This window comes from Amycolatopsis sp. NPDC104775, assembly GCF_055583325.1.
In genome coordinates this window covers 19,418-44,168 of record NZ_JBVJOE010000012.1, presented here as the reverse complement: position 1 = coordinate 44,168, position 24,751 = coordinate 19,418, and the positions used below count along the sequence as shown (strand labels likewise).

General features: G+C 68.7%; 25 protein-coding genes. 13 read left to right on the top strand and 12 right to left on the bottom strand.

Annotation, left to right across the window (positions count from 1 at the left end):
• Positions 1 to 119 precede the first annotated feature (119 nt).
• Together ACZ63D_RS37415 and ACZ63D_RS37410 are read right to left on the bottom strand one after the other, a co-directional pair.
• Positions 120 to 671, bottom strand: a complete 552-nt coding sequence (locus ACZ63D_RS37415; RefSeq protein WP_465359054.1) for a helix-turn-helix domain-containing protein — start codon at positions 669 to 671, stop codon at positions 120 to 122.
• Between the two features lie 7 nt (positions 672 to 678).
• Positions 679 to 1,551, bottom strand: a complete 873-nt coding sequence (locus ACZ63D_RS37410) for a LysR family transcriptional regulator (RefSeq protein WP_465359053.1) — start codon at positions 1,549 to 1,551, stop codon at positions 679 to 681.
• A gap of 70 nt (positions 1,552 to 1,621) precedes the next feature.
• Between ACZ63D_RS37410 and ACZ63D_RS37405 the strand changes: the two genes are divergently transcribed.
• The 3 genes from ACZ63D_RS37405 to ACZ63D_RS37395 all read left to right on the top strand — a co-directional run bounded on the left by ACZ63D_RS37405 (position 1,622) and on the right by ACZ63D_RS37395 (position 3,662).
• A complete protein-coding gene (locus ACZ63D_RS37405) occupies positions 1,622 to 1,939 on the top strand; it encodes a hypothetical protein (RefSeq protein ID WP_465359052.1) in 318 nt (105 codons plus the stop codon).
• Positions 1,936 to 2,658 (top strand): SDR family NAD(P)-dependent oxidoreductase, encoded by a 723-nt coding sequence (locus ACZ63D_RS37400; protein WP_465359051.1) that lies wholly within the window; start codon positions 1,936 to 1,938, stop codon positions 2,656 to 2,658. Before ACZ63D_RS37405 ends, ACZ63D_RS37400 begins: the two co-directional genes overlap by 4 nt.
• Before the next feature lie 89 nt (positions 2,659 to 2,747).
• Complete coding sequence (locus ACZ63D_RS37395; protein ID WP_465359050.1) at positions 2,748 to 3,662, top strand: polysaccharide deacetylase family protein; 915 nt, start codon at positions 2,748 to 2,750, stop codon at positions 3,660 to 3,662.
• Here ACZ63D_RS37395 and ACZ63D_RS37390 read toward each other — a convergent pair.
• Together ACZ63D_RS37390 and ACZ63D_RS37385 are read right to left on the bottom strand one after the other, a co-directional pair.
• Positions 3,615 to 4,790, bottom strand: a complete 1,176-nt coding sequence (locus tag ACZ63D_RS37390; protein ID WP_465359049.1) for an MFS transporter — start codon at positions 4,788 to 4,790, stop codon at positions 3,615 to 3,617. The genes ACZ63D_RS37395 and ACZ63D_RS37390 overlap by 48 nt on opposite strands.
• 23 nt (positions 4,791 to 4,813) lie before the next feature.
• Complete coding sequence (locus ACZ63D_RS37385) at positions 4,814 to 5,380, bottom strand: TetR/AcrR family transcriptional regulator (protein WP_465359048.1); 567 nt, start codon at positions 5,378 to 5,380, stop codon at positions 4,814 to 4,816.
• Positions 5,381 to 5,464: 84 nt separating this feature from the next.
• Between ACZ63D_RS37385 and ACZ63D_RS37380 the strand changes: the two genes are divergently transcribed.
• The 3 genes from ACZ63D_RS37380 to ACZ63D_RS37370 all read left to right on the top strand — a co-directional run bounded on the left by ACZ63D_RS37380 (position 5,465) and on the right by ACZ63D_RS37370 (position 8,672).
• The gene (locus ACZ63D_RS37380) at positions 5,465 to 6,613 is read left to right on the top strand and encodes an FAD-dependent oxidoreductase (protein ID WP_465359047.1); all 1,149 of its coding nucleotides are present in this window, start codon (positions 5,465 to 5,467) and stop codon (positions 6,611 to 6,613) included.
• A gap of 65 nt (positions 6,614 to 6,678) precedes the next feature.
• A complete protein-coding gene (locus tag ACZ63D_RS37375) occupies positions 6,679 to 8,013 on the top strand; it encodes a sensor histidine kinase (protein WP_465359046.1) in 1,335 nt (444 codons plus the stop codon).
• 11 nt (positions 8,014 to 8,024) lie between these two features.
• A complete protein-coding gene (locus ACZ63D_RS37370) occupies positions 8,025 to 8,672 on the top strand; it encodes a response regulator (protein ID WP_465359205.1) in 648 nt (215 codons plus the stop codon).
• Between the two features lie 412 nt (positions 8,673 to 9,084).
• On the opposite strand, the gene ACZ63D_RS37365 is transcribed toward ACZ63D_RS37370, so the two are convergent.
• The gene (locus ACZ63D_RS37365) at positions 9,085 to 10,773 is read right to left on the bottom strand and encodes a 2-isopropylmalate synthase (protein ID WP_465359045.1); all 1,689 of its coding nucleotides are present in this window, start codon (positions 10,771 to 10,773) and stop codon (positions 9,085 to 9,087) included.
• A 205-nt stretch (positions 10,774 to 10,978) separates the two neighbouring features.
• Here ACZ63D_RS37365 and ACZ63D_RS37360 point away from each other — a divergent pair, with 205 nt between their 5' ends.
• A complete protein-coding gene (locus tag ACZ63D_RS37360) occupies positions 10,979 to 11,902 on the top strand; it encodes a LysR family transcriptional regulator (protein ID WP_465359044.1) in 924 nt (307 codons plus the stop codon).
• A gap of 6 nt (positions 11,903 to 11,908) precedes the next feature.
• On the opposite strand, the gene ACZ63D_RS37355 is transcribed toward ACZ63D_RS37360, so the two are convergent.
• Both ACZ63D_RS37355 and ACZ63D_RS37350 read right to left on the bottom strand, forming a co-directional pair.
• The gene (locus tag ACZ63D_RS37355; protein ID WP_465359204.1) at positions 11,909 to 12,622 is read right to left on the bottom strand and encodes a GNAT family N-acetyltransferase; all 714 of its coding nucleotides are present in this window, start codon (positions 12,620 to 12,622) and stop codon (positions 11,909 to 11,911) included.
• Between the two features lie 15 nt (positions 12,623 to 12,637).
• Positions 12,638 to 13,369, bottom strand: coding sequence for a DUF2786 domain-containing protein (locus ACZ63D_RS37350; RefSeq protein WP_465359043.1), 732 nt, complete (start codon positions 13,367 to 13,369; stop codon positions 12,638 to 12,640).
• Positions 13,370 to 13,504: 135 nt separating this feature from the next.
• Here ACZ63D_RS37350 and ACZ63D_RS37345 point away from each other — a divergent pair, with 135 nt between their 5' ends.
• Positions 13,505 to 14,938: a phytoene desaturase family protein gene (locus ACZ63D_RS37345; RefSeq protein WP_465359042.1), complete on the top strand. Its 1,434-nt coding sequence runs from the start codon at positions 13,505 to 13,507 to the stop codon at positions 14,936 to 14,938.
• On the opposite strand, the gene ACZ63D_RS37340 is transcribed toward ACZ63D_RS37345, so the two are convergent.
• From ACZ63D_RS37340 to ACZ63D_RS37325, 4 genes are all read right to left on the bottom strand, one after another.
• The gene (locus ACZ63D_RS37340; RefSeq protein ID WP_465359041.1) at positions 14,905 to 15,555 is read right to left on the bottom strand and encodes a response regulator; all 651 of its coding nucleotides are present in this window, start codon (positions 15,553 to 15,555) and stop codon (positions 14,905 to 14,907) included. The genes ACZ63D_RS37345 and ACZ63D_RS37340 overlap by 34 nt on opposite strands.
• A complete protein-coding gene (locus ACZ63D_RS37335) occupies positions 15,552 to 16,694 on the bottom strand; it encodes a sensor histidine kinase (protein ID WP_465359203.1) in 1,143 nt (380 codons plus the stop codon). The genes ACZ63D_RS37340 and ACZ63D_RS37335 overlap by 4 nt, the downstream gene beginning before the upstream one ends.
• 212 nt (positions 16,695 to 16,906) lie before the next feature.
• Positions 16,907 to 17,476, bottom strand: coding sequence for a TetR/AcrR family transcriptional regulator (locus tag ACZ63D_RS37330; RefSeq protein WP_465359040.1), 570 nt, complete (start codon positions 17,474 to 17,476; stop codon positions 16,907 to 16,909).
• The gene (locus tag ACZ63D_RS37325) at positions 17,473 to 18,258 is read right to left on the bottom strand and encodes an SGNH/GDSL hydrolase family protein (protein ID WP_465359039.1); all 786 of its coding nucleotides are present in this window, start codon (positions 18,256 to 18,258) and stop codon (positions 17,473 to 17,475) included. The genes ACZ63D_RS37330 and ACZ63D_RS37325 overlap by 4 nt, the downstream gene beginning before the upstream one ends.
• 117 nt (positions 18,259 to 18,375) lie before the next feature.
• Here ACZ63D_RS37325 and ACZ63D_RS37320 point away from each other — a divergent pair, with 117 nt between their 5' ends.
• The 3 genes from ACZ63D_RS37320 to ACZ63D_RS37310 all read left to right on the top strand — a co-directional run bounded on the left by ACZ63D_RS37320 (position 18,376) and on the right by ACZ63D_RS37310 (position 21,150).
• A complete protein-coding gene (locus ACZ63D_RS37320; protein ID WP_465359038.1) occupies positions 18,376 to 18,990 on the top strand; it encodes a TetR/AcrR family transcriptional regulator in 615 nt (204 codons plus the stop codon).
• A gap of 66 nt (positions 18,991 to 19,056) precedes the next feature.
• Positions 19,057 to 20,193 (top strand): agmatine deiminase family protein, encoded by a 1,137-nt coding sequence (locus ACZ63D_RS37315; RefSeq protein WP_465359037.1) that lies wholly within the window; start codon positions 19,057 to 19,059, stop codon positions 20,191 to 20,193.
• 48 nt (positions 20,194 to 20,241) lie between these two features.
• A complete protein-coding gene (locus tag ACZ63D_RS37310; protein WP_465359036.1) occupies positions 20,242 to 21,150 on the top strand; it encodes an NAD-dependent epimerase/dehydratase family protein in 909 nt (302 codons plus the stop codon).
• Here ACZ63D_RS37310 and ACZ63D_RS37305 read toward each other — a convergent pair.
• Positions 21,147 to 22,625 carry a helix-turn-helix domain-containing protein gene (locus ACZ63D_RS37305; protein ID WP_465359202.1) on the bottom strand — a complete coding sequence of 493 codons (1,479 nt, stop codon included), beginning with the start codon at positions 22,623 to 22,625 and terminating at the stop codon, positions 21,147 to 21,149. The two genes, ACZ63D_RS37310 and ACZ63D_RS37305, sit on opposite strands and share 4 nt — an antisense overlap.
• A gap of 100 nt (positions 22,626 to 22,725) precedes the next feature.
• On the opposite strand from ACZ63D_RS37305, the gene adh reads away from it, so the two are divergent.
• Together adh and ACZ63D_RS37295 are read left to right on the top strand one after the other, a co-directional pair.
• Positions 22,726 to 24,249: an aldehyde dehydrogenase gene (gene adh, locus ACZ63D_RS37300; RefSeq protein ID WP_465359035.1), complete on the top strand. Its 1,524-nt coding sequence runs from the start codon at positions 22,726 to 22,728 to the stop codon at positions 24,247 to 24,249.
• Positions 24,249 to 24,620 (top strand): DUF779 domain-containing protein, encoded by a 372-nt coding sequence (locus ACZ63D_RS37295; protein WP_465359034.1) that lies wholly within the window; start codon positions 24,249 to 24,251, stop codon positions 24,618 to 24,620. Before adh ends, ACZ63D_RS37295 begins: the two co-directional genes overlap by 1 nt.
• Positions 24,621 to 24,751: the final 131 nt, after the last annotated feature.

The following is a 24,751-nucleotide window of genomic DNA, read 5'->3' as shown; positions in this document are numbered from 1 at the left end:
GAGTTAAGCCGGGATTTTTCTTGCCGGGCACCGACTTTCGGCGGTGTGCTTGGATCAGCGCAGGTCGCTGGGGGTATAGGTTTCCCTTCGGCGGCGGGTTATGCCGCCAAACGGAGCAGTCAGCGCGTCTTGGCCCGGATGCGGAGGCGCTCGCCCTGCTTGCCGAACAGGCTGAGGATTTCGACCGGGCCCTCGCCGGTGCTGCCGAACCAATGCGGAATCCGGGTGTCGAATTCGGCGACCTCGCCTGCCTTGAGGACGACGTCGTGCTCGCCGAGCACGAGCCTGCCCTTGCCGCTGAGCACGCAGAACCATTCGTGCCCGGGGTGGGTGCGCGGAGCGGGTTCGCATTGGGTGGCGTCGAAGATCATCTTGGCCGATTGCAGCTGGCCGGGCTGCTGGGTGAGCGGCACGACGGTCCGGTCGCTGCGCGTGACCGGCTGCAGCGGGGCAGTGCCGATCAGTTCGTCCAGCGGGATTCGATGCGCGCGGGAAATCGGGAGCAGCAGTTCGAGGCTGGCCTTCCGCTGCCCGGATTCGAGGCGGGAGAGGGTGCTGATGGAGATGCCGGTCGCGGTGGACAGTTCGTCCAGGGTGCAGTTGCGTTGCCGCCGGAAATGCCGGAGCCGGGGTCCGATCCCGGCGATGATGTCCTCCACACAGGCCAGCATGACACTCCTAGCCGGAAGACTGAACGCGATTATCCGGGATCGGGCCACGCTGGAGCGAATCCAGTGCCGCGTTGACGAACGAAGCCACCTGCGGCCGCCGGTCTTGTTCGTTCCAGGCCAGTACGAGCTGACTGGGCGGAGCGTCCTCGATCGGCACGCAGACCACGCCCGGCGGGACCTGGTCGACCAGCGACCGCGGCAGGACGCCGATCATCCGCTCCAGCGAGACGAGGTGCAGCAGCTGGACCACGTCAGCCACCTCGGGCCCGCTTCCCTCGACCCCGGGCACGCCCTTCCACGACGGCAGCGTCTCGCCGTCCAGATCGGCCAGCCGGACGGACGGGCGCTGGGCCAGCTGGTGCGTGCTAGGGACGATGGCCACGCGGTTCTCGGCGTGTAGTGGTTCGGAGGCAAGTCCGGTCAGGTCGTCGAACGGGACGAACAGGAGGCCGACGTCCGCGCGGCCGCTGAGGAGGAAGTCGGTGCGGTCGGCGGGACCGCTGAACAGGATGTCGACCTGGTGGGCGGCGGGATGCCGCGAGTACTCGGCGAGGATTCCGGACAGCAGTCCGGCGTCGCCGCCCGGTTTGAGGACCAGGCGCAGGTGGGTCTCCCCGGCGCGGCGGGCGTTGCGGGCGGCGGCGCTGACCGCGTTGAGGGCGTGCCGTCCGTGTTCCTGCAGGGCCTCGCCGGCGGCGGTCAGTTCGACGTGGCGGCTCGAGCGGGCGAACAGTTGCACGCCGAGCCGCGTTTCGATGCGCTGGATAGCCTTCGACAGCGCCGGCTGGGCGATCGACAGCCGCACTGCGGCGCGGCCGAAGTGCAGTTCGCTGGCGACAGCCAGGAAGTACTCGAGTTCGCGCGTCTCTAGCTCAGCCATGCCGCCAGGTTATCGCCGAATAGCGAATCGGTCTTGGACGCGCAGTCGAAACCGGGGCATAACTTGAAGCATGATCACGCACACGATGATTGTTTCGTTCGACCAGCCGGTGCCCGACACTGAGCTGGATCAGTACCTCAGCGATATCAAACAGGCGATGCTGGCGACCGGGTTCGCCGAGTCGGTCGAGACCCGGCGGCACCTGCCGATCCCGGGCGAGGACGCCATCCCGGCGCTCATCGCGACGGCGATCGTCCAGGTCACCGTCGCGGACCTCGACACGCTGGCCAAGAGCTTCACCGCGCCCGAGCTGCACGAGGTGATCGAGCGGTGGCAGGCGCGGCATTCGTACCGCGTGGCCTGGGCGAACCACGAGCCGATGGCATGAGCGGGCTGGTCACCGGGGCGGGCAGTGGGATCGGCCGGGCGGCGGCGATCGAGTTCGCGCGAACCGGCGCGGCGGTGGCCGTGCTAGACATCGACGAGGATGCGGCGGCGGAGACCGTCGAGCTGATCAAGAAGGACGGCGGGGAGGCGCTCGCCGTCCGGGTCGACATCGGCGACGAGTCCTCGGTGCAGGCGGCGATCAAGCAGACGGTCGAGGCGTACGGCGGGCTCGACTTCGCGGTGAACAACGCGGGTTTGTCGTCCCGCAAACGCGTCGACGAGCTGACGCTCGCCGAGTTCGAGCGCGTGGTGCAGGTGAACCTGTCCGGGACCTTTCTCTGCATGAAGTACGAACTCCCGCACCTCAAGGGCGGCGCGATCGTGAACGTCGCGTCCAACGGCGGGTTGTACGCGATCCCGAACGCACCGGCGTACGTCGCGGCGAAACACGGGATTGTCGGCCTGACCAAGGTCGCGGCGGTGGACTACGCGGCGGACGGCATCCGCGTGAACGCGGTGTGCCCGGGGCCGACGCGGACGCCGGGGTTCGACAAATGGGCTGGCGACCCCGACATGATCGCCCGGCAGGAGGCGATCACTCCGCTCGGCAGGCTGGCCACGCCGGAAGAGGCTGCGGCGGCCGTGGTCTGGCTTTGTTCGGATGCCGCGTCGTACATCACCGGGACCACGCTGTCGGTCGATGGCGGGCGTCGAGCCTAGAGTTTCCGTGCAGCGTGCCAGCTCGTCGTGCGGGTGCCTCATCGTGGTGCGGCGATACGATGGTGTATCGCGTAGTCAGGGGAGGAAGCATGACCGAACCGTGGCAGTGGAGCGAGAAAACCTGGCGTGACCACGTCGGTCACGTGCGGGCCGGGCGGCCGTTGCGGCCGGACTCCTGGCCGGGCGGGGCGCGGGTGGCGGTGGCGTTGTCGTTCGATTCCGACCATGAGACGCTCGCGTTGCGCGACGGTCAGGTGCTCCCGGGCAAGCTGTCGCAGGGGGAATACGGCTCGCGGGTCGGCGTGCCGCGCGTGCTGAAACTGCTTGAGCGGTTCGGGGTGCCGTCGACCTTCTTCGTGCCCGCGGTGTCGGCGTTGCTGCACGACGGCGAGGTACAGTCCTATGTAGACGCTGGGCATGAGGTCGCTTTGCACGGCTGGATCCACGAAAGCAACGTACAACTTCCGCCCTCGGCCGAGCGTGATCTCACCTTCCGGGCCGCGGACACCTTAGAACGGCTCACCGGCACGCGTCCGGTCGGCATCCGCACCCCGTCCTGGGACTTCTCGGAAAGCTCCCTCTCGATTATCCGCGAGCTGGGGCTGTCCTACGACTCGTCCTTGATGGCGGACAATGACTGCTACGAGATCCTCGCCGACGGCGAACCGACTGGCATCATTGAACTTCCGGTGGAGTGGATCCGCGACGACGCACCGTATTTCACGATGAATCGCCACGGTGCCCAGCGTCCGTACACCCCGCCGCGGGAAGTGCTGCCGATCTGGCGCGACGAGTTCGACCTCGCCTTGGCCGAAGGCGGGATCTTCCAGCTCACCATGCATCCGCACATCATCGGACACCGTTCCCGCATCACGATTCTCACTGAGCTGCTGGAGCACATCGCTTCGCACGAAGGGGTTTGGTTCGCCACGCACGCCAACATCGTCGACTACGTCTCATCGTCGGTGAATGACCGCCACGACAAGGCCGACGACCGCGGCTAACGCTCCGGAAAGGACAAACGTCGTCCCCATCCCGACAGCGTCGATCACCGGCTGCGCGATCAGCGGGGACGAGAACTGCCCGAGGAACAACGCGGACGTCAGCAATCCCAGCGCCCTGGTTCGAGCGCCAGGAGCCGCGGTGGAGACCAGCCAGCCGTTGATGGTCGGGTTTTGCAGCCCCACGCCGAGTCCGACGATGACCATGCCGAGCGCGGCCGTCCACAATGCACCGGCGGTGCCCAGCACGACCAGTCCCACGGCGAAGGCGGCGAACATCACGACGGCCAGCAACGGGAAGGACCACCGGGTGCGCAGCCGGCGGAAGTTCAGCCCCACCAAGGTCATCACCAGGTTGACCGCCGCGATCAAGGCTCCCGTGACAGCCGGCCCCGCGCCGCCGACCTCGGCCAGCCAGAACGGGGCCTGCGTGGGAACGGTGTAGAAGACGACCACGCCAATGAAGATCAGCGCGTACAACCCGAGCAACCGTGGCTGCCACGGTGACGCGACTGTGCTGGTGTCTGCCGGATCGGCTGGCTGGACTGGCGCGTCTGGCACGAAGCGCAACACGAGCACCAACATCGGAATCGCCAGCAAGTAGATCGCGAACGGTCCCCGCCAGTCCACCGCGGCCAGCAAACCGCCGAGCAACAGTGCGACAACGCCGCCGAAACCCATTGCCGCGCCTTGCAACCCGAGCACGCGGCCGTGCTCGCCGGGGCTATGGTGATCGGCGATCAACGCGGTGGACGTGGTCATGATCCCGGCGATGCCAATCCCGAGCACGGCCCGCCCGACGAGCAGAGCGGGCAGGGAATCCAGCAGCAGGCCGGATCCGCCGCCGACGGTGTAGAGGGCGAGGCAGGCGAGCAGCACCGGCACGCGTCCGGTTCGCCCGCTCAGCTTGGCCAGCAACGGCGCGGACACCATGATCGCCAGCCCGGGCAACGTGAGGACCAGCCGAACGAGCAGTTCCGCATGCGGTTCGGCGGCGAAATGCCGTTGCATGCCTGGCAGAGCGGGGGTGATCGTGGCGCTGGCCATGATGGTCATGGTGCTGACGCCGAGCAGCGTCGCCAGCAAGGACTTGGGTGGGCGCCGCACTCCGGCGTCAGTCGTTTCGGTCACGAGGCTGAAACTAGGACCTCAACTTAACTTGAAGTCAAGGCCACGATCGCGTGCTGGAACTGATTGGCGGTGGGAGCGGACTCCGGTGCGGCGAGCCAGATCAGGGACACGCCGTTGAGCACGGCGTGGTACAGCTGCGCCAGACCGTCCAGTTCGGACGGTGGAAGCTGTGGATGAACAGCGCGGAGGATGTTCGTGAGCGCAGCGACGCTCTGCTGCATCGCCGGTGCCATTGTCGTTTGCGGATCGCCCGCGCGGACGAGGCGAGTGAGCTGTTCCAGCGACGTCAGCAGGTGCGTGTGCACTGAGGTGAACGCCTCGGGCAGCCGTCCGCAGAACTCGGCGAAGGTCTTGCCGGGCTCGGCCCCGGCGGGGGTCTCCCGGAGGACCTTTTCGATCCACGCACCCAGCGCGTCGCCGATGACCTCGGCGGCGGCTTGTGCGAGCAGGGCGTCTTTCGTGCCGAAGTGATAGCCGATCGCGGCCAGGCTGACGCCGGCTTCGGACGCGATGTCGCGTGCGGTCGTGCTCAGCCCGCGCTCGCGCAAGCAGACGCGAGCGGCCTCCAGAAGATCCTCCCGATTGCCCACGGTGCACACCTTACCCGGCTGTCTCAGACGATGTTTTGCACAACGTCTTGCACAACGTACTAATCTGGCGCTACCGTCGGACCAGTGAAAACACCGAAGATCGTGATCAGCGGCGGTGGAATCGCTGGCAACGCACTGGGGGTGGCGCTGGGTCGACGGGGGATCAGCGCCACCGTGCTCGAACGCGCGGACGGACCGAGGATCGGCGGCCATACGGTGGATCTGCGTGGGCACAGCCAAGATGTCCTTCGCGGATGGGGGCTGCTCGACGACGTGCTCGCGGTGCGGGTGGCGGAAGAGAGGATGGTCGCAGTCGGCCGGGACGGTCGCGAGCTGTGGCGGATGCCCGCGCAGGTCGGGGGAATTGTGGCCGACGTCGAGATCGGCCGCGAGGACCTGAACGCGGTGCTGGAGAAAGCGTCCACTGCGGACGTCCACTATGGAGAACACCTGGTAGCGGCAGACGTCACTGCGGATGGCGTGCGAGTGGAAACCAACTGTGGGCGGCGGATCGACGCGGACTTGCTGGTGCTCGCCGAGGGCACGCGGTCATCCTCGCGGGCGCGGTGGTTTCCCACGGTGGAAGCTCGGTACTTGGGTGGCTACCTCGCGTTCGTCGCGGTGCCGTACCCGCGCGAATTCGGGTCTGACATGCGGATGTTCGCCGTCGGCGGTGGCGTGATGGTCGCCATCCGGCCGGGACGCGTCGGCGGTCAAGCGCTGATCGCGGTACGCGCACCTCATCGCGGAGATCTGGTCAGAGACGTTGCGGCCCAACGAAAATTTATGGCGGACTGCATTAGGCGGGCGGGCATCGCTGAGGATTGGCATCTACCGTCAGTGCTCGACGCGATCGCGCATGACCCCGGTTTCTACTGCGATGAGCTGGTGAAGGTCACCGCTCCATCCTGGTCGGCCGGGAGGGTGGTGCTGCTTGGTGACTCGGCTTGGGCGGGCTCGCCGATGACGGGGCTCGGCACGGCGATGGCGATCATGGGCGCGGAGGCGCTGGCCGCGGCTGTTGAGGCCGGTGACCTCGGCAGTTACGAAATCCGCATGCGCCGCTTCGTCCGCTGGGGACACCGGGACGCGAGTCCGGCGATGCTCAAGCGGTGGGCACCCGACACCGCGCGACAGGCGCGGCTCAACGCGCTGGCGATGCGGACAGTGACGCGTACGCCACTGCGCCGATTGCTCACCCGCGCGGACAATCCGCCGCCCTGGTATGCCTAGCCCTACCTTCGAGACTACGGGCAAACCGATCGAGACCGGACAGCTCGCTGGCTAATCTGGATCTCGTGGCTACCGTCTCTCCGACCGCGAAACCGCGTACCGTACTGGATGCCTTGGCGCATCGGACGTTTCTGATTTCTTCCTGGCCATGGCGGGCGCTGCTCTACGGGCTCAGTACCGGCCCGATGACGCTGCTGTTCGGCCTGCCGTTCGGGTTCTGTCTGCTGCCGCTCGCGGTGCTGGTGAGCCGGGTCGTGCACGGGCAGACCTCGGATCTGGGACTCGTTGCGGTGTTCTCGGTGTTCGGAATGCTGCTGTTCCTGAGCGCGGGCCCGGCGTGGGCGGCGGTGGTGGCCGGGGTCGAACGGCAGCGGTTGCGCATGGTGGACCTCAACCCGGTGACTGTCCCGGTTGGACTGATCGGCGGTGAACCGGGCTGGTGGCCTCGAATGCGGGCGCGGTACACCGAACCGGCGGCGTGGCGCGAACTCGGGTACGCGGTTTTGCTCTGCACCGCGATTCCCGCGCTGTACGCGGTGGGAGGCATGGTCGCGTTCTTCGCCGTGATTCTGGTTCTCAGTCCGCTGCTCGTCAGCGCGAACGAAACGATTTCCGTTGGTTTCAGCGAAGTTTCGACACCCGCGGGCGCGGTGCCGTACGCGTTGGCTGGCGTGGTCTTGCTCGTCATATCCGGCTACCTGCTGCCCGGATTCGCTGGTCTGCACGCGATGTTGGCTCGTGCGTTGCTCACCGACGGTGCCGCCGAGAAGCTTCGCGGCGAGTTGACCGAGGTATCGCAATCCCGTACGCGGTTGCTGTCGGCCTTCGATGCGGAACGTAAGCGCATTGAACGCGATCTGCACGATGGCGCGCAGCAGCGACTGGTCGGGCTGAGTTTGCAGCTCGGGCTCGCGAAGGTCGATCTGCCACCGGATTCTGCGGCGGCGAAGGCGGTGTCGGCCGCGCATGATCAGGCCAAGAAACTGATGATCGAGCTGCGTGAGCTGATCAACGGAATCCACCCGCGCGCGCTCGCCGAACTCGGCTTGCCCGCCGCGCTGGAGGAACTCGCCGACGGCTGCGCGGTGCCGGTCACGGTGGACGCGACGGTGCCCGCGCGGCTGCCGGAGTCGGTGGAATCCACGGCGTACTTCGTGGTGGCCGAGTCGCTGACCAATGTCGCCAAGCATTCCGCGGCCAGCTGCGCTTCGGTGACCGCCAAAATTGTCGGTCGGCTGCTTATCATTGAGGTATGGGACAACGGAGCCGGCGGTGCTGATCCGTCGCGCGGCACGGGGATCACCGGGTTGAGCGACCGGGTGTCCGTGCTGGGCGGCCGGATGTGGGTGCGCAGTCCGGTCGGTGGGCCGACTGTCGTGCGAGTGGAGCTGCCGTGCTGAGGGAAGAGCCGATGCGGGTCGTTCTCGCCGAAGACGAGGTGCTGCTGCGCGAGGGACTGTGCGGTTTGCTGGAGCGGTTCGGCTTCGAGGTCGTCGCCGCGGTCGGCGATGCCGAGGGGCTGCACGCCGCAGTACGTGAGCACGATCCGGACCTGGTGCTCACCGACATCCGGATGCCGCCCGGACATTCGGACGAGGGGCTGCGCGCGGCGGTCGAGCTGCGGCGCACCCGGCCGGAGCTGGCGGTGGTGGTGCTGAGCCAATACGTCGAACACCATCACGCGGCCGATCTGCTCGACTCCGCCGAGGGACGCGGAGTCGGCTACCTGCTCAAGGACCGGGTGGTCGACGTCGAGGAATTCGTCGGGACGCTGCGCCAGGTCGTCGACGGCGGAACGGCGGTGGATCCGCAGGTGGTGCGCCAACTGCTGCGCCGAAGGGCTGATCCGCTGGCTCGATTGTCGGCGCGGGAACGGGAAGTCTTGTCGCTGATCGCCGAGGGACACTCCAACGCGTCGATCGCCCGGCGGCTGGTGGTGTCCGACGCCGCGGTGGGCAAGCACGTCGGGAGCATCCTGGCGAAACTCGACCTCCCGCCGACCGACGACGCGAACCGGCGGGTGCTGGCGGTGCTGGCGTTTCTGCGTGGAGGCGGCTGATTCGCGGCAACCAGGCGGATCCTGTCAGGCGCTCGGCGGGTGCGCGGCAGCCGGGCGGTGACGAACCTCGATGGGTAAGCCGCGACGACCGCTGGGGCGCAGAGGCCGGTGATGTGGTTTTCATCGTGGAGAGGCTGAGTTCCAGCGCGTGAACCTCGGCGTGGACCGTGTGGATAGCCGCGGCCAGCGCTTCCGGAGAGCTAGAAATCCGCAAGCGGGACACAAGACCGGGCCGACGTACTCGCCAAGTCAGCGCCAGGAGCGGCAGCCGGGCAGGGTGGTGGTTAGTTCATTCGTGACGCACCCTGGTCTGCGGTCCCTTCGTGCTGGACGGCCGCGTCGGCGGCAGGTCGGGCTCCGCCGCGCATCCGCGCCGGAGCCCGACCAGGTCATGAATTACTGAGACGGGCAGCTAAGCGGCGTTCACCACCGCGGTCAGGCTGGCCGCGAGCACGGAACGGTTCCGACCCGCTGTCCACTGTGTACCGCTGTCAGTGCGATATTCCAGCAGTGTCAACGCTTCGCTGTCGTTGCCGGACCCGATGCTCGTCTGGTGCAAGGCCACGATGTCCACCTTCCGCCCGTGCTCGCCCAGCGCGGCGGTGAGCGCTTCGACCGGTCCCATGCCGGTGTACGTGCTGGCGTGCTCGACCCCGTCGACTCGCAGGCTGATGCTGGTGTGTTCGTCGGCCGAGTTTTCGAAGCGGGACAACGTGATTGCCGGATTGGGCTGGAGGTAGGCGGCCTCGAAGAGCTGCCACAATTCGCTCGCGGTCACCTCGTGGCCGGAGCCGTCGGTGTGGTCTTGGACGCGGCGCGCGAAGTCGATCTGCAGCCTGCGCGGCAGCGTGATGCCGTACTCGCTTTCCAGCAGGTAAGCGATTCCGCCCTTGCCGGACTGCGAGTTCACCCGGATCACCGCGGCGTAGTCGCGGCCGAGATCGGCCGGGTCGATCGGCAGGTACGGCACGCGCCAGTCCAGATCGCGGGCGGGCACGCCGGTTTCCGCGGCGCGCGCGTGATGTTCGGCGAAACCCTTCTTGATCGCGTCCTGATGGGTGCCGCTGAACGCGGTGTGCACCAGGTCGCCGACGTACGGATGCCGGGCGTGGACCTCGATCCGGTTGCAGTACTCGACGGTGCGGCGGATCTCGTCGATGTCCGAAAAGTCGATCATCGGGTCGACACCCTGCGCATGCAGGTTGAGCGCGAGCGTCGCCAGGTCGACGTTGCCGGTGCGCTCGCCGTTGCCGAAAATGCAGCCCTCGACACGTTCGGCGCCGGCCAGCACGGCGAGTTCGGCGCAGGCGACGCCGGTGCCGCGGTCGTTGTGCGGGTGCACGGACAGGATCACCGAATCGCGCCGTGCCAGGTTGCGGTGCATGTACTCGATCTGGTCGGCGTACACATTGGGCGTCGCGATCTCGACGGTCGCCGGGAGGTTCAGGATCACCGGCCGCTCCGGGCTCGCCTGCCAGGTCTCGGTGACGGCGTCGCAGACCTCCAGGACGTAGTCGGGTTCGGTGAGATTGAAGACCTCGGGGGAGAACTCGAAGCGGACGTTCGGCAGATCGCCGGCTGCGCGCAGAACGTCGCGGGCGCCGTCGAGGATCAGTTCTTTCAGCGACGCTCGATCGTGGCCGAGGACCACCGTGCGCCAGGTCGGCGCGGTGGCGGTATACAGGTGGATCACGACGTCGTTGCGGAGGCCCCGGATGGACGCCACGGTGCGCTCGATCAGCTCGCGGCGAGCCGGGGTGAATACGACGATGGTGACGTCGTCCGGGGCCAGTCCGGTGTCCGCGAGCAGCCGGACGAAGTCGTAGTCGGTCTGCGAGGCGGACGGGTAGCCGACCTCGATTTCCTTGTACCCCATGGCGATCATCAGCTCGAAGAACCGGCGTTTGCGCGCCGGGTCCATCGGTTCGGCCAGTGCCTGGTTGCCGTCGCGCAGGTCGACCGGCACCCAGAGCGGGGCCTGGGTGATCCGGTTGCCGGGCCAGGCCCGGTCGGTGTTGGGGACGTCGACGCGCTGGTAGACGTCGCGGTAGCGGTGCGACGGCATGCGGGAGGGTTGCTGCCGGTTCCATCCGGTGTTCATCTGCGGTCCTTCTCGGGAGGTCGAAAATCGACCGGCACGCGTGCTTGCCCCACGGCGGGGGGCCGGTCCGGTCAGGCCCCGCCGTGGCGGCGAAGGAGAAGGAAGCGCGTGAACATCGAGGCGAAGCGTAGCACAACTCCTCAGACAAGTAGCGGGGTTTAGTCGGTGGTCCGCGATCGGTGGCGCGAGCGCTTAGGATTGGCTCGTGGAGCTGGAATTCGTGCGGACCTTCATCGCCGTCGTGGACGGAGGGCAGTTCCAGGAAGCGGCCGCCGAGCTGGGGATCACGCAGCAAGCAGTGTCCAAACGCGTCGGTACGCTGGAACGCGAGCTGGGCGTGCAGTTGTTCACCCGCACCGCACGCGGGGCTCGGTTGAGCAGCGATGGCGCGGCGTTCCTGCCGCACGCACGGGCGCTGCTCGACGCGGAGAAACGCGCGCTCGCCGCTCTGCGTCCGGAGCAACGGCCGCTGCGGGTCGACGTGCTGAACCGGCGGACCAAGTCGGCACATCTCGCGCTGAGCTTCCACCGGGCGTTCCCGGACGTGCCGCTGGAGGTCGTGACCACTGGCGCCGAGTTGAGCTTCGACGCCGCCGTCGCCGCGGTCGCGGCCGGTTCGGTCGACGCGGCGTTCCGCGGAGTGCCGAAGCGCGACCTGCCGGGTGGCGTGCTGAGCGGAGTGGTGGACTACGACGCGCACGAGCTTCTGGTCGGCCCGCGGCACCCGTTCGCTGACCTGCCGTCGGTGCCGATCGCGAAACTGGTCGGCCACCGGATCTGGATGCCGGGCCTGTCGGCGAGCACGGAATGGGGCGCGTACTACGCGGAACTGGCCGAGGTGTTCGACCTGACCATCGACGTCACGGGCCCGGTCTTCGGAAACGAAACGATGCTGGACGAACTGGCGACCTCGCCGGACTTGTCGACCTTCGTGGGCGCCGGTTCGCGGTACTTCTGGCCGGACGAATACGACCTTCGCCGGGTTTTGGTGGTCGACCCGACGCCGGTGTACCCGATGTCGTTGCTGTGGCGGCGGGAGCCCGCGCATCCGGATGTGCGGAAGTTGCGTGATTTCCTGGTGAAGGGGCAGGAGCCGGGGGATGGGGTTTGGCTGCCTGGCTGGGAGTAGGCCTAGTCAGAGGGGGTGTTCGTACCAGACGTTCGGTTCGACGTATACGCCTAAGTCCTGTTCTGTCGAGGCGAGCACGGGTGCGATTCCACCGGGCACGACGGTGTGTCCGTCTTTGAGGTGGAGGCCGGTCCACTGCTCCCACTGCGCGAGGGTGCCGGTGACGGTCATCGCGAAGGGCGCGATCTTCCGGAACTCCGCGCCGAGCCGTTCGTGGCTGCGCAGCCAGGGATCGGTGCGGCGGCCGAGATAGTCCGCAATGGATTCCAGCGGCGGTTTGCCGGTCGGCCGCACCGGCACGACCAGCCGGGAAAGCCCAGCTCGGCGTGCCCGGCTCTTCAACTCGGCGAGCGCTCGCGCGGCAATGCCTTGCCCGCGCGCGGATTCCGCGACGTACACCTCCAGCGCGACCAGCGTGGTGGGTTCCCGTCCGTCGAGGTGGTCTTCGGCGGCCCAGACGAGGGCACCGTCCCAGCCATGGTCAGGCAGCTCAGGTCGTTCCGGAGTCGGGAAGGCGACGGGGATCGCCGCCGCTCGCGCGACCGGAACGTCTTCGTTGAGCAAGACCAGGAAGAACTCCGGCCAGTGCGCGGCGATCCGCTGCGAACTGGCCAACCCCGCGGTGAGACCCCGGCCGAGAAACTCGCCGCCGACGAACCCCAGCTGAAGTGCGGGTACGCGCAGCTCCGGCCGAGCGGCAAGGTCTTCGACGCGGAGCACGACGGCCACGTCAGCTCACCGCACCGGAAGCGCCGACCGTCGCCTTCCCAGTGCCGCCGGGTCGAGGTTCGCCCGGGTTCCGGCTCGGTGGCCCTCCCTGTATCCCGACCCCGACAACCGGCGCGGGGCGGCTGAGCGCAGGTCGCCGTACTCGCGGTCGAAGGCCTGCTGCACCAACGCCGTCCGGTCCCGCACCACCAGCTCCGCCGACTTTCCGCCGACAGCGTCGGAATACGTTCGCGCGGCGTTCTCTTCCGCCGCGGTGAGCCGCTCGTGCACGGCGCGCGCGAAGCCGTGCAGCCACGTCCGCCGGTACGCTGCCAGCGATTCGCGGAAGACCCGTTCGTCCGGACGCACTCGCGTGAGCTGCGTGCTCGCCTGCAGCAGCAGGCTGGTGAACAGCAGCTCGACCCGCGCGAGGTCGGTGCGGAAGCCGAATACGGTGACCTCTTCGACCCCTTGGCCGACCCGGTGCAGCAAAGTCCGGCAGCGCAACGGATACGCGATGCTGGTGAGCAGGCTGGCTTTGTCGCGGCTGTACGGATTGGAGATCGGCAGCTTCAGCACCGTGATGTCGTCGCCGCTCTGGCCGGACGCGGCCAGCATCGCGTTGTCGATCCCGTGCCGCGCGATCAGCTGCGCCGCTTTGGTGTTGTACAGCTCGGCTTCGGCGGGCGTGACGGCCGGGTCTTCGGCCTTGGCCAGCAGCTTCCGCACGCGCTCCAGCAACGTGTCGTGGTCGGGCATGACCCCCCTCTCCAGCAGGCGCGGCCCGTGCGGACCGGCATGGGGTGCACGGTAGGCGTGGGGTACGACAATATTCGATCAGATGTTCGGGAGTGACAGTGGGCGCCCGGTTCGTCGCAGCCGTAGGCTCGGGACGTGTCTCCGCCCGTCACGCTGGACGTCGCGGTCGTCGGCTCGGGGCCGAACGGCCTGGCCGCGGCCGTGCTGCTCGCGCGGGCCGGGTTGTCGGTCGAGGTGTTCGAGGCGGCGGCCCAGCCGGGCGGCGGGGCGCGGTCGAAGCGGTTGTTCGACGCTGACGTTATCCACGACATCTGCTCAGCGGTCCATCCGATGGCCGCGGCTTCGCCGTTCCTCCGGCAGTTCGATCTGGACCTCTGTCATCCCGAAATCTCGTACGCGCACCCGATCGACGAGAAGACCACCGCGATCGCGTACGCGGATCTCGACCGCACCTGCGCGCGGCTAGGAAGCGACGGCGCACGGTGGCGGCGCTTCATGGCACCACTGATCGAACACTCCGCTGAGATCACCGAAGTGCTCCTCGGCGACCTTCGCCGCCCGCCGCGTCCGCGTACGGCGGCGTACATCGCGACGCGCGCTCTCGCGGCGACAGTGAATTCCTTCCGGGGTAAGGAAGCAGCAGCACTCTTAGCTGGTGTCGAGGCGCATGCGCTTGGAAAGCTGCCCTCGCTGACCGGCGGCGGTGTCGCGGTACTTCTGAGCCATCTCGCGCACACAACGGGTTGGCCGATTCCCCGCGGAGGTTCGCAGCGCATCACCGACGCCCTCGTTGCGGACATCGAGGCGCACGGTGGTCGCGTACACACCAACGCGCGCGTCACCGACGTACGCGAGTTAGCGCACGCGCGTGCCGTACTGCTGGACTTAGCGCCCAAAGGCGTCCTCGAGATTGCCGGGTCGTTGTTGCCGCAGCAGTACCGCAGAGCGTTGGAGAATGTCCGCTACGGGCCAGCTGCGGCGAAGGTCGATTTCCTGGTCTCCGAAGCGATCCCGTGGCGCGAGAAAGAACTCGCCAAAGCCGGGACTGTCCACATCGGAGGGACGAGAGCCGAGGTGCACGCGGCGGAGAACGCGACAGCCGCCGGAAAACGGGCTAGGGAGCCGTTCGTTCTCCTTGCGCAGCCGATGGTCGTCGACTCGTCCCGCGGTCTGCCCGGCAAACAGCCGATCTGGGCCTACGCCCATGTCCCGCACGGAGATCCGCTCGACCCGACCGCCGCGATCATCCGCCGCATCGAACGCTTCGCTCCGGGCTTCCGCGACACAATTCTCGCCTCGCGCGCGATCCTGGCGAGCGATTTCGAGGCCTACAATGCCAATTACGTGGGCGGGGACATCGCGGCCGCCGCGGTGACGATGCGCCAGGTGCTGGGTCGGCCGGTGCTGCGCTGGGACCCGTACCGGACCCCGTTGCGCGGCGTCTACCTGTGCTCGGCGGCGACGCCGCCCGGTCCGGGAGTTCACGGAATGGCGGGCCAACACGCCGCGGAACGCGTGCTGCGCAACGAATTCGGCTACCGCCCCGGCCGCACCAGCCCGGTTTCGTAAGCGACCACCACCGCCTGCGCCCGGCTGGAAATTCCGAGCTTGGGCATCAGCCGGTTGAGATGGGTTTTCACCGTGGCCTCGCTGACCAGCAGCCGAGCCGCGATCTCCGAGTTCGGCATGCCAGTGCCGACCAGCCGGAGCACCTCGCGTTCGCGCTCGGTCAGCCCGCTCAGCTCCGGCGCGGGTTCGGCGGGCGGTGCGCTCGTGTACGCCTCGACCAGCCGTCGCGTGATCGTCGGGCCGAACAGCATGTCCCCGCGCGCCACTGCCTGGATGCCGGAGATCAGCGTCTCCGGCGGGCTGTCCTTGAGCAGGAACCCGGCCGCGCCGGCCCGCAGCGCGCGGTACACGTATTCGTCGAGGTCGAAGACGGTCAGGATGAGCACACGCGGGTTGTCCGGCCCGGCGAGGATGCGGGCGGTGGCCGACACACCGTCGAGGCCGGGCAGCCGGATGTCCATCAGGATCACCTCGGGCCGCAGCCGCGCCGCCTCCTGCACCGCTGCCAGCCCGTCCCGTGCCTCGCCGACGACCTCGACGCCCGGCGCGGCGTCGAGCAGCGCGACGAGGCCGGCCCGGACGAGGTCCTGGTCGTCCACCACGAGCACACTGGTCACTTCGGTTCTCCGCCGGTCCGGTCCGGGTACGGGAGGCTCAGCACCACCTCGAACCCCGCCGGTTCGCGAGGCCCGATTTCGATCTCGCCACCGTACATACGCGCGCGTTCCCGCATGCCGACGAGGCCGTGACCAGCGGGATTGCCGTCGGTGCGCGGTCCGCCGCCGGAGTCGGCCACGCGCAGCCGCAGCGCGTCGGACAGGTACTCGACCTCCAGCGTGGCGGAGGAATCCGGCGCGTGCTTCAAGACGTTCGTCAACGCTTCCTGCGCGACCCGGTACGCGCACAACTGCTGGCCCGACGGCAGGGTCCGCGGCGTTCCGGCGACCCGCAGCCGCACGGTCAGCCCCGCCTCGCGGACCCGGCCGACCAGCGCGGGAAGCTCTTCGAGACCGGGCTGTGGACGGTATTCGCCCGGCTCTTGATGCGGCGGACGAAGCACGCTGAGCAGGCGGCGGAGCTCGTCCAGCGCCTCGGTGGTCGTGCCGGTGATCGTGTCGAGCGCGCCGCGCGCGGTGTCCGGAGCGGATTCGAAGACGTACCGCGCGAGGTTGGCCTGCACGGAGATCACCGACAGATGGTGCGAGACGACGTCGTGCAGCTCGCGGGCGATGCGCAGCCGTTCTTCCACGACCGCAAACTCGGCGCGGTCAGCACGTTCCGCGGTCGCGTGCAGAGCGAGCCCGCGAAGGTAGACCGAGCGTCCAATAAGGATGGTCGCGGACGCTTGCAGCACAGCGATCACCGTGTCGCCTATCGGATTCGAGCTGTCGCCGACGAGCATCGTGACCTCGAAACCGGCGGCTGCGAACAGCGAAGGCAGCCAGGCTTGCCGCACTGGATAACGCGCCCAGACGGTGTACGCGGCGATCAGCAGGTCGGGACGGCCGAGCGTCGCGCGGAACCCGGCCAGTGCGAACGCGCCGACCAGCAAAGTCACCGCGATCAGCACGCGGATCGGGTAGCGCCGCCGGACCGCCAGCGGTGCCGCGCCCGCCGCGGCGAGCAGCAGTCCGGACAGCCCCGGCCGGTCGCCGAGCGAGCCGTGGTGGACCGCCGCGCCGGCGAGCAGGAAGAGCGCGACGGCGGCGGCCAGCAGCGAATCCGTAAGGAGCGGCCGCGCTCGCAGGATCCGCATCACGCGCCCGAAGCTACCTTCCTGACCGGCGGTTTCCCAATTCCCTACCGCGATCGCGGCAGGCCGCCTACCGCCAGGGTTTACCCCGGATGGGGCGGTGGGTGGATTCCGGGGCGGGAGCGAGCGGTTACGGTCGGCTCCGAATGGTCATCCATTCCCGCTGTTCGGCGGAGAGCCAGGGGTGGGGAGGACTCCGGGCTCTCCGCTGAGCTTCATCCCAGGTACGCGTCGAGCGTCACTGCCAACGCCGATTCCGGCGAAGGCGCGAAGCTGGCACCCGCGAGCCCGCCCCACAGCCACAGCTGCGCGAGACCGTGCAACGCGGCCCACAACGACGCTGCGACCAACCGTGGATCCGTACCTGGCCGCAGTCGGTCGTCGTCCGCTTCGGCGCGGTCGAGCCGCACTAGTTCGGCGAAGGTGTCGAAGACGGCACTGCTGGCCGCGACCAGTCCTGGTTCCTCAGGATCGATGAGGTCGCGACGGAACATCAGCTCGAACATCGCGGGGTTGGCGACCGCGAAGTCGACGTACGCGTGACAGGCCGCCGTAACGCGCTCGCGCGGGGTGCCGTCGGGCAACTGTGCGCCGCGATGGAGCAGCTGTGTGAAGCCAAGCGTCGCTACGGCGGACAGCAGCTCCGCGCGTCCCGAGAAGTGGCGAAGCGGTGCACCGTGCGATACGCCAGCCGCCTTCGCGATACCGCGCAAGGTCACGGCTTCGACGCCGGAACCGACGAGCAGCTCCGCTGCGGTGCTGATCAACCTCTCTCGCGCGCTCATACCTGAGCTTCGGAGAAGGCCACGGGCAGCAGCTCCGGCCGCTTCGGCAGGAAGCCGTCCCCAGGGGACCGGCCGGTGAGCCGGTTGCGCAGCCGCGTGACTCCTACCGGCAGCACCTCCTGCCACAGCCAGCGCAGATCGGCGATCGCGCTGCCCCGGGCCGGAGCGCCGGGCAACGGCTGCAGCCAGCTGCCGTCGTGCGCGACGCCGAGCCGGTCGAGCACGTGGCCAGCGACGCGCAGATGTCCGGCCTGCGACAGATGCAGCCGGTCTGGCCCGAAGTAGCGCGAGTCGTGCGCGGCCTGGTCCGGCCATAAATCGACGAGCTTCGCGCCGTAACTGACCGAAGCCTCGCGGATGGCGTCGTTGAGCGCGGTGACCCGCGGCCGCATCCGCCCGCCGAGCGGCATGCGATGCGCGATGTCGCTCAAGGTGAAGGTGACGACCGTCGGCGCGATCTGCGTGCACTGCCGGATCGCGGCGTCCACCCGGCGCGCGACCGTGCGAGCGTCCCAGCCGCGGCTCATCACGTCGTTGCCGCCGCCGAAAAGCGCGATCAGGTCCGGCTCGTGCCGCTCCGCGGCCGGCAGCTGTTCCGCGGTGATCTGGTCGAGCCGTCGTCCGCGAACGGCCAGATTGGCGTACCGGAACGCGGTTTCGTCGCGCGCGAGCCGCCCGGCGACGTAGTCCGCCCAGCCGCGGTACTGGCTGTGATCCGGGTAGGGATCGTCCAGCCCCTCCGCGCAGCTGTCGCCGACGGCGACGAACGTGTGGAAACCCATTCCGCTCTCCGTAACCTGTGGTTCATCTTGTAGACACTGTCTATCAAAGTATGTAGACGGTGTCTACAGCCGGGGCCCGCTACCTTGTTGACTGAAGCTTCAGTCAAGGAGATGCGAATGGCAGGCAAACGGGATCGCATCCTCCGGGCCGCGGTGGGCATGATCGCCCGCAACGGCGTCCGAGGGCTGCGAGTCGAGGAGGTCGCCGCCGAGGCCGGCGCGTCGACCGGGTTGATCTATTACCACTTCAAGGATCGCGCAGGGTTGCTGCGCGCCACCCTCGATCACGTCAACGACCGTGCCGAGCGGTACACCGCGCAGGAGGTGCCGGATTCGTCGGACGCGCGGGCCGCGCTCGAGCAGACGCTGCTGCTGGAACTGCAGGACACCGCCGAAGTCCGGGAGAACAGCACGGCATGGGGAGAACTGCGGGCCAGCGCTGTCTTCGAGGGCGACCTGCGCGAGCGTCTCGCCGACGCCACTCGGCTGTGGGTGGCCGAGATCGCCGAGTTGGTCGAGGCTGCGCGGGGTTCCTCCGACGACTCCGCCGGCGTCGTATCGCGACCAGCGGAGTCGACCCGTTCGCTCGGCGGTCTCGCCGATCCCGTTGATGTCGCCGAACGGCTGACCGCGCTGGTCGAAGGGCTGTCCGAACGCTGGCTGTCCGAGACCCTCGACCTCCAGCGGGCGCGCGCCCTCGTCCGGGGGGCGATTGCCGCCGAGCTGGGTTGATCAAATTGACTAAATTTTCAGTCAGTGTCACAGTGAGGGCCTGCCGATCCGCTGGGAGCTCTCTCGATGTCGCACGAATTCGTTTCCCGCCGCACCGCGCTCACCGCCGCGCTCGGGCTCGGTGCCGCGCTGGGCTTAGCCGCGTGCGGAACCGAGACCCCGGCCGCCGCTCCGTCGCCAGGCAGCAGCGGCGCCGCGTCCGGTGGCCGCGCGTTCGGGGCCGAATGGGAGAACCACGCCCGCACCCTCATGGCCTGGCCGGCTTCGGACGGCATCTGGGGCACTGACCTGCCCGCGGTCCAGGCCGCGATCGCCAGGCTGGCCCAGGCCGTCGCCGGATTCGAAAAGGTCGTCCTGCTGGCCGGTCCCGAACACCGCGACGCCGCCCAGCGCGCGGCCGGGTCCGACGTCGAGGTGGCCGAGATCCCGGTGGACGACCTATGGGCCCGCGACACGGCCCCGGTCTTCATCCGGGAAGCCGGGAAGCCGGTCGGCGTCGATTTCGGGTTCAACGGCTGGGGCGGCAAGCAGCAGCACGCCCGGGACGGCGCGGTGGCCAAGGCTGTACTGGAGAAATACCAGCTGCCCCGCATCGCGGCTCCGCTCGTCGCCGAGGGCGGAGCGCTGGAGACCGACGGCCAGGGCACGCTCCTGGTCACCGAAAGCTCGCTGGTCAATGACAACCGCAACCCGGGCAAGGACCGCGCACGCGTCGAAGCCGACCTGAAGCGGACGTTGGGCGTCACCACCGTGATCTGGCTGGCCGGCGTCAAGGGCGAGGACATCACCGACGCGCACGTCGACTGCCTGGTCCGATACGTCGCGCCCGGAGTCGTACTGCTGGACAAGCCGTTTCCCGGCGCTCCGGCGGACGTCTGGTCGCGCGCCGCCGAGCAGGCGCGCGGAGTGCTGGCCGGTGCCGCCGACGCGGCCGGCCGGAAGCTCGAAATCGTCGACTTGCCCCAGCCGGACCCGGATCGGATCACCGGCCGGGGCGAGGCGTTCGTGTCGTCCTACGCCAATTTCTACATCGCCAATGGCGCGGTGTTCCTGCCGAAATTCGGCGACGAAGCCGCCGACGACCGGGCACGCGGCATCGTGGCCGAGCACTTCCCCGGCCGCGAGGTCGTCCTGGTCCCGATCGACGCGATCGCCGCAGGCGGTGGCGGGATTCACTGCTCGACGCATGACATGCCCGGCTAATGCCGCGGAGACGGCCAGCGGATCGCGTCGGCTGGGAAGATCACGGACATGAAGATCTTGGTGGTCGGCGGCAGTGGCCTGCTGGGCCAGCACGTACTCGGCGAGCTGCGTAACCGCGGACACGACACGACAGCGGTCGCGCGTACGGCACGCGAGGGCGTCGACAAGACACTCGACGTCTCGAAGGCTTCGCACGACGAACTGTGCTCAGTGCTGGACGGACACGACGGCGTCGTCTTCGCGGGCGGCATGGACGACCGTGCGGTCGGGCGTGGGCCGGTTGAGCCTCGGCTGCGCGCGGGGAACGTCGAGCCTGTCGCTGCGTTGTTGCGCGCGGCGCGCGAAGCAGGCTGTACGCGGGCTGCGGTGCTGGGGTCGTATTACACGTACTTCGACCGCGTACACCCTGAGTGGGGGTTGGCCGCGAAGCATCCGTACGTGCGGAGTCGGCTGGAGCAGGCCCGCGTCGCTCGCGAAACGGCCGGGCCGGGATTACCGGTGGCGGTGCTCGAAGTGCCGTTCGTCTTCGGTGTCGCGGAGGATCGCGTGCCGCAGTGGTCGGTGCCGATCGTGAAGTGGGTCCGGTCCGGCTCGCCGCTCTTCGCGCCTCCTGGCGGGACCGGGGCGACGAGCGCGCGTGGGGTCGGCGTCGCGACGGTGGACGCGCTGGAACAGGCGTCGGGGGCGGATGTCCCGGTGGCAGAGGAAAATCTGCGGTGGACGGACATGTTCGCCCGCCTGGCCGCGGCGGCGGGACGGCCGCGGCGAGTGCGGTCGATGCCGTCCTGGCCGGTGCGGGGCGCGTTCAAGCTCGGCGGGTTTCTCAATGGGCTGAGCGGAAAACAGCCGGGGCTGACGGTGCAGCACATGGACGGATTGTTGTTGCGGGAGCTGTATTTGGAGCTGAATTACCCGGCTCCGGTCGAGGAGGCGATCAGGGAAACCGTTCGCGCTTAACCCAGGCGAGCGCGGTGAGTGCGTACCGCCGCCAACCGTGGATCCGACGGCGAGAGCGCGGCCGTCAACGCGTCCAGAATCGCCAGATCGTCGGCCCCGCAAGAGGTTTCCCAGAAGGCCCACAACGTATCCGCGTCCCCGCTGTTCAACGCCAGCTGCCGGACCTGCGCGCTGATCGACTCGCGTTCCTCCAGGATCGCGGGCGACTCCGACTCCGCGAGCAGCGGGCCCTGGAACGACCGGACCGCCGCCGCGGCGTCCCCGGCGCGCAGGGCGGCTTTGGTGCGCAGGAAATCCGCGTCCACGGTGGCCGCGAGCCGGTACGGGCGCGTTTGCAACACCCCCGTGCCGAGCTGGGTGCGCAACCGGTGGATCTCGGCGCGCACGGTCACCGGGTTGCCAGCCTCGCCGTACAGTTGCAACGCGAGCTTCTCCGCCGACAAGCCGCGTGGCTGCAGTGCGAGCAAGGTCAGCAATTCGGCGTGCCGCAGGGTGAACGGGACGTCTCGACCGTCCACAGTGGTCGATCCGGGACCGTCGGTGAGGTATTCGAGGGACAGCCTCCGCCGGGGCGCGGAGCCGGAGGTGGCGATGCGCAGGAGGTAACCCTCGTCGAGCGGATCGACGGTGGCGACCCGGCCGTCTGGCAGGGTGACCGTGCCGCCGCCTTTTCGTACCTCCACAGTGGACGGAAGGGTGCACGCTTCGGCAGCGAGCACCCGGCCGCCCGCGGACAAGAGCGCGCCGGGGCGGCCGCGCAACGACGCCAGGTGCGGCATGTTCGCCCGCCGCACCTTCTCGTCGCGGACCGCCAGCTGCGCTCGCAGCCGTCCCTCGGCAAGCTGCGCCGTGGCGGTGACCAGCGACAACATCGCCGGATGCACCGTGCGGAGCGGGCCGCTGACGTCGATCGAGCCGAGCAGTACGCCGGTGTCCGGATCGCGCACGGGGGCCGCCGCACAGGTCCACGTGTGGTAGCGGCGCACGAGGTGTTCGGCGGAGTAGATCTGCACCGGCTTCCCGGTCGCGAGCGTGGTGCCCATGGCGTTCGTGCCGATCGCCTCTTCGCTCCACCGCGTGCCCTCGGTGAGCGCGACCTGGTCCGCGCGCAGCAGCACGCCGGTCGCCCCCTCGCGCCACAGGATGAGCCCGTTCGCGTCGGTCACGATCATCATGTGCTCGGCGTCGTCGGCGATGCTCACCAGCATCTCGCGCAGCAGCGGCAGCACCGGGGCCAGCGGATGCTCCGCGCGCAGGTCGGTGAGCTCGTCCGCCTCGCAGATCAGCGGGGCCTCGCCGGAGTCCGGGTCGACGCGCGCGGCCAGCGAGCGCTCCCACGACTCCGACACCACCGAGCGCGGAGAGCGCGGCGCGGTGGCTCCGGACAGCACGGCCTCGCGGACGTGCCGGAGCAGCTGCGCGTACGACTCCGGATCGCGCAGCAAGTCGGGTTCGGGCGGCTCTGCCACGTGAATGAGAGTAGAGACCCTGGTCACAAGCCTGCAACGTCGGCGCAACGTTGCCCGGCCTACGGTCGCCGCCGACCGTCACCGACCAGCAACGAGGCAGGGCAAGATGGCCGTTTACGCCGCACCGAACACCGACGGCTCCGTCGTCGGCTACGAGACTCGCTACGACCACTACATCGGCGGCGAATACGTCGCGCCAGCCGGCGGGCAGTACTTCGAGAACCCGACGCCGGTGACCGGGAAGACCTTCACCGAGATCGCCCGCGGCACGGCGGCCGACATCGACCGGGCGCTCGACGCGGCCGAGGGCGCCGCGCCCGCGTGGGGCCGCACCTCGCCCGAGGAACGCGCGAACATCCTGCTCAAGATCGCCGACCGGATGGAGCAGAACCTCGAGAAGATCGCGGTCGCCGAGTCCTGGGAGAACGGCAAACCGGTCCGCGAGACCCTCGCCGCCGACATCCCGCTCGCGATCGACCACTTCCGCTACTTCGCCGGCGCGCTGCGCGCCCAGGAGGGCGGGATCTCGCAGATCGACGAGAACACCGTCGCCTACCACTTCCACGAGCCGCTCGGCGTCGTCGGCCAGATCATCCCGTGGAACTTCCCGCTGCTGATGGCCGTCTGGAAGCTCGCCCCGGCGCTGGCCGCGGGCAACGCGATCGTGCTCAAGCCCGCCGAGCAGACGCCGGCGTCGATCCATCTGCTGCTGTCGATCATCGGCGACCTGATCCCGCCGGGCGTGCTGAACATCGTCAACGGATTCGGCGTCGAGGCGGGCAAACCGCTCGCGTCGAGCAACCGCGTGCGCAAGGTCGCGTTCACCGGCGAGACCACCACCGGGCGGCTGATCCTGCAGTACGCCAGCGAAAACATCATCCCGGTGACCGTCGAACTCGGCGGTAAGAGCCCGAACATCTTCTTCGACGACGTCGCCGCCGCCAACGACGCGTTCTACGACAAGGCGCAAGAAGGCTTCGCACTCTTCGCGCTGAACCAGGGCGAGGTCTGCACCTGCCCGTCGCGCGCGCTGATCCAGGCCGGGATTTACGACCGATTTCTCGGCGACGCGGTCGAGCGCGTGAAGAAGATCAAGCAGGGCAACCCGCTCGACACCGAAACGATGATCGGCGCGCAGGCCTCGAACGACCAGCTCGAGAAAATCCTGTCCTACATCGACATCGGCAAGCAGGAGGGCGCGAAGGTGCTCACCGGTGGCGAGCAGTCCGACCTCGGCGGCGACCTGTCCGGCGGCTACTACGTGCAGCCGACGGTGTTCGAGGGCGACAACAAGATGCGGATCTTCCAGGAGGAAATCTTCGGCCCGGTGGTGTCCGTGGCGAAGTTCGACGACTACGACGACGCGCTCAAAATCGCCAACGACACCCTGTACGGCCTCGGTGCCGGCGTCTGGTCGCGCGACGGCAACACCGCCTACCGCGCGGGCCGCGACATCCAGGCCGGCCGGGTGTGGGTCAACAACTACCACGCCTACCCGGCGCACGCGGCCTTCGGCGGCTACAAGGCGTCCGGCATCGGCCGCGAGAACCACAAGATGATGCTGGACCACTACCAGCAGACGAAGAACATGCTGGTCTCCTACTCCGACCAGGCGCTGGGCTTCTTCTGATGCCGCGGCGGGTGGACCTGACCCCAGCCGCCGCCGACCTGCTGCGACGGCTGGTGTCAGTCCACGGTCCGGTGATGTTCCACCAGTCCGGCGGATGCTGCGACGGCAGCGCCCCGATGTGCTACTCCGTCGGCGAATTCCGGGTCGGTTCCCGTGACGTGCATCTGGGCGACCTGGAGGTGACCGGGATCGACGCGGTGCCGGTGTGGATGTCCGGCCCGCAGTTCGAGTACTGGCGGCATACGCACCTGACGATCGACGTGGTGCCGGGGCGGGGCAGCGGGTTTTCGCTGGAGGCGCCGGAGGGGGTGCGGTTTTTGATCCGGTCGCGGCTGCTCAGTGACGAGGAGTCGGCGGAGTTGAACGGCTAAAGCATGCCAGCCACGGCGGGGGGGGGGGGGGGGGGGGGGGGGGGGGGGGGAGGAGAGGGGGGGGGGGGGGGAGGGGGGAGCGCGCACCACGCTGGGGGTTGAACACACTCTTTTTTCACACCCGCCCCCCC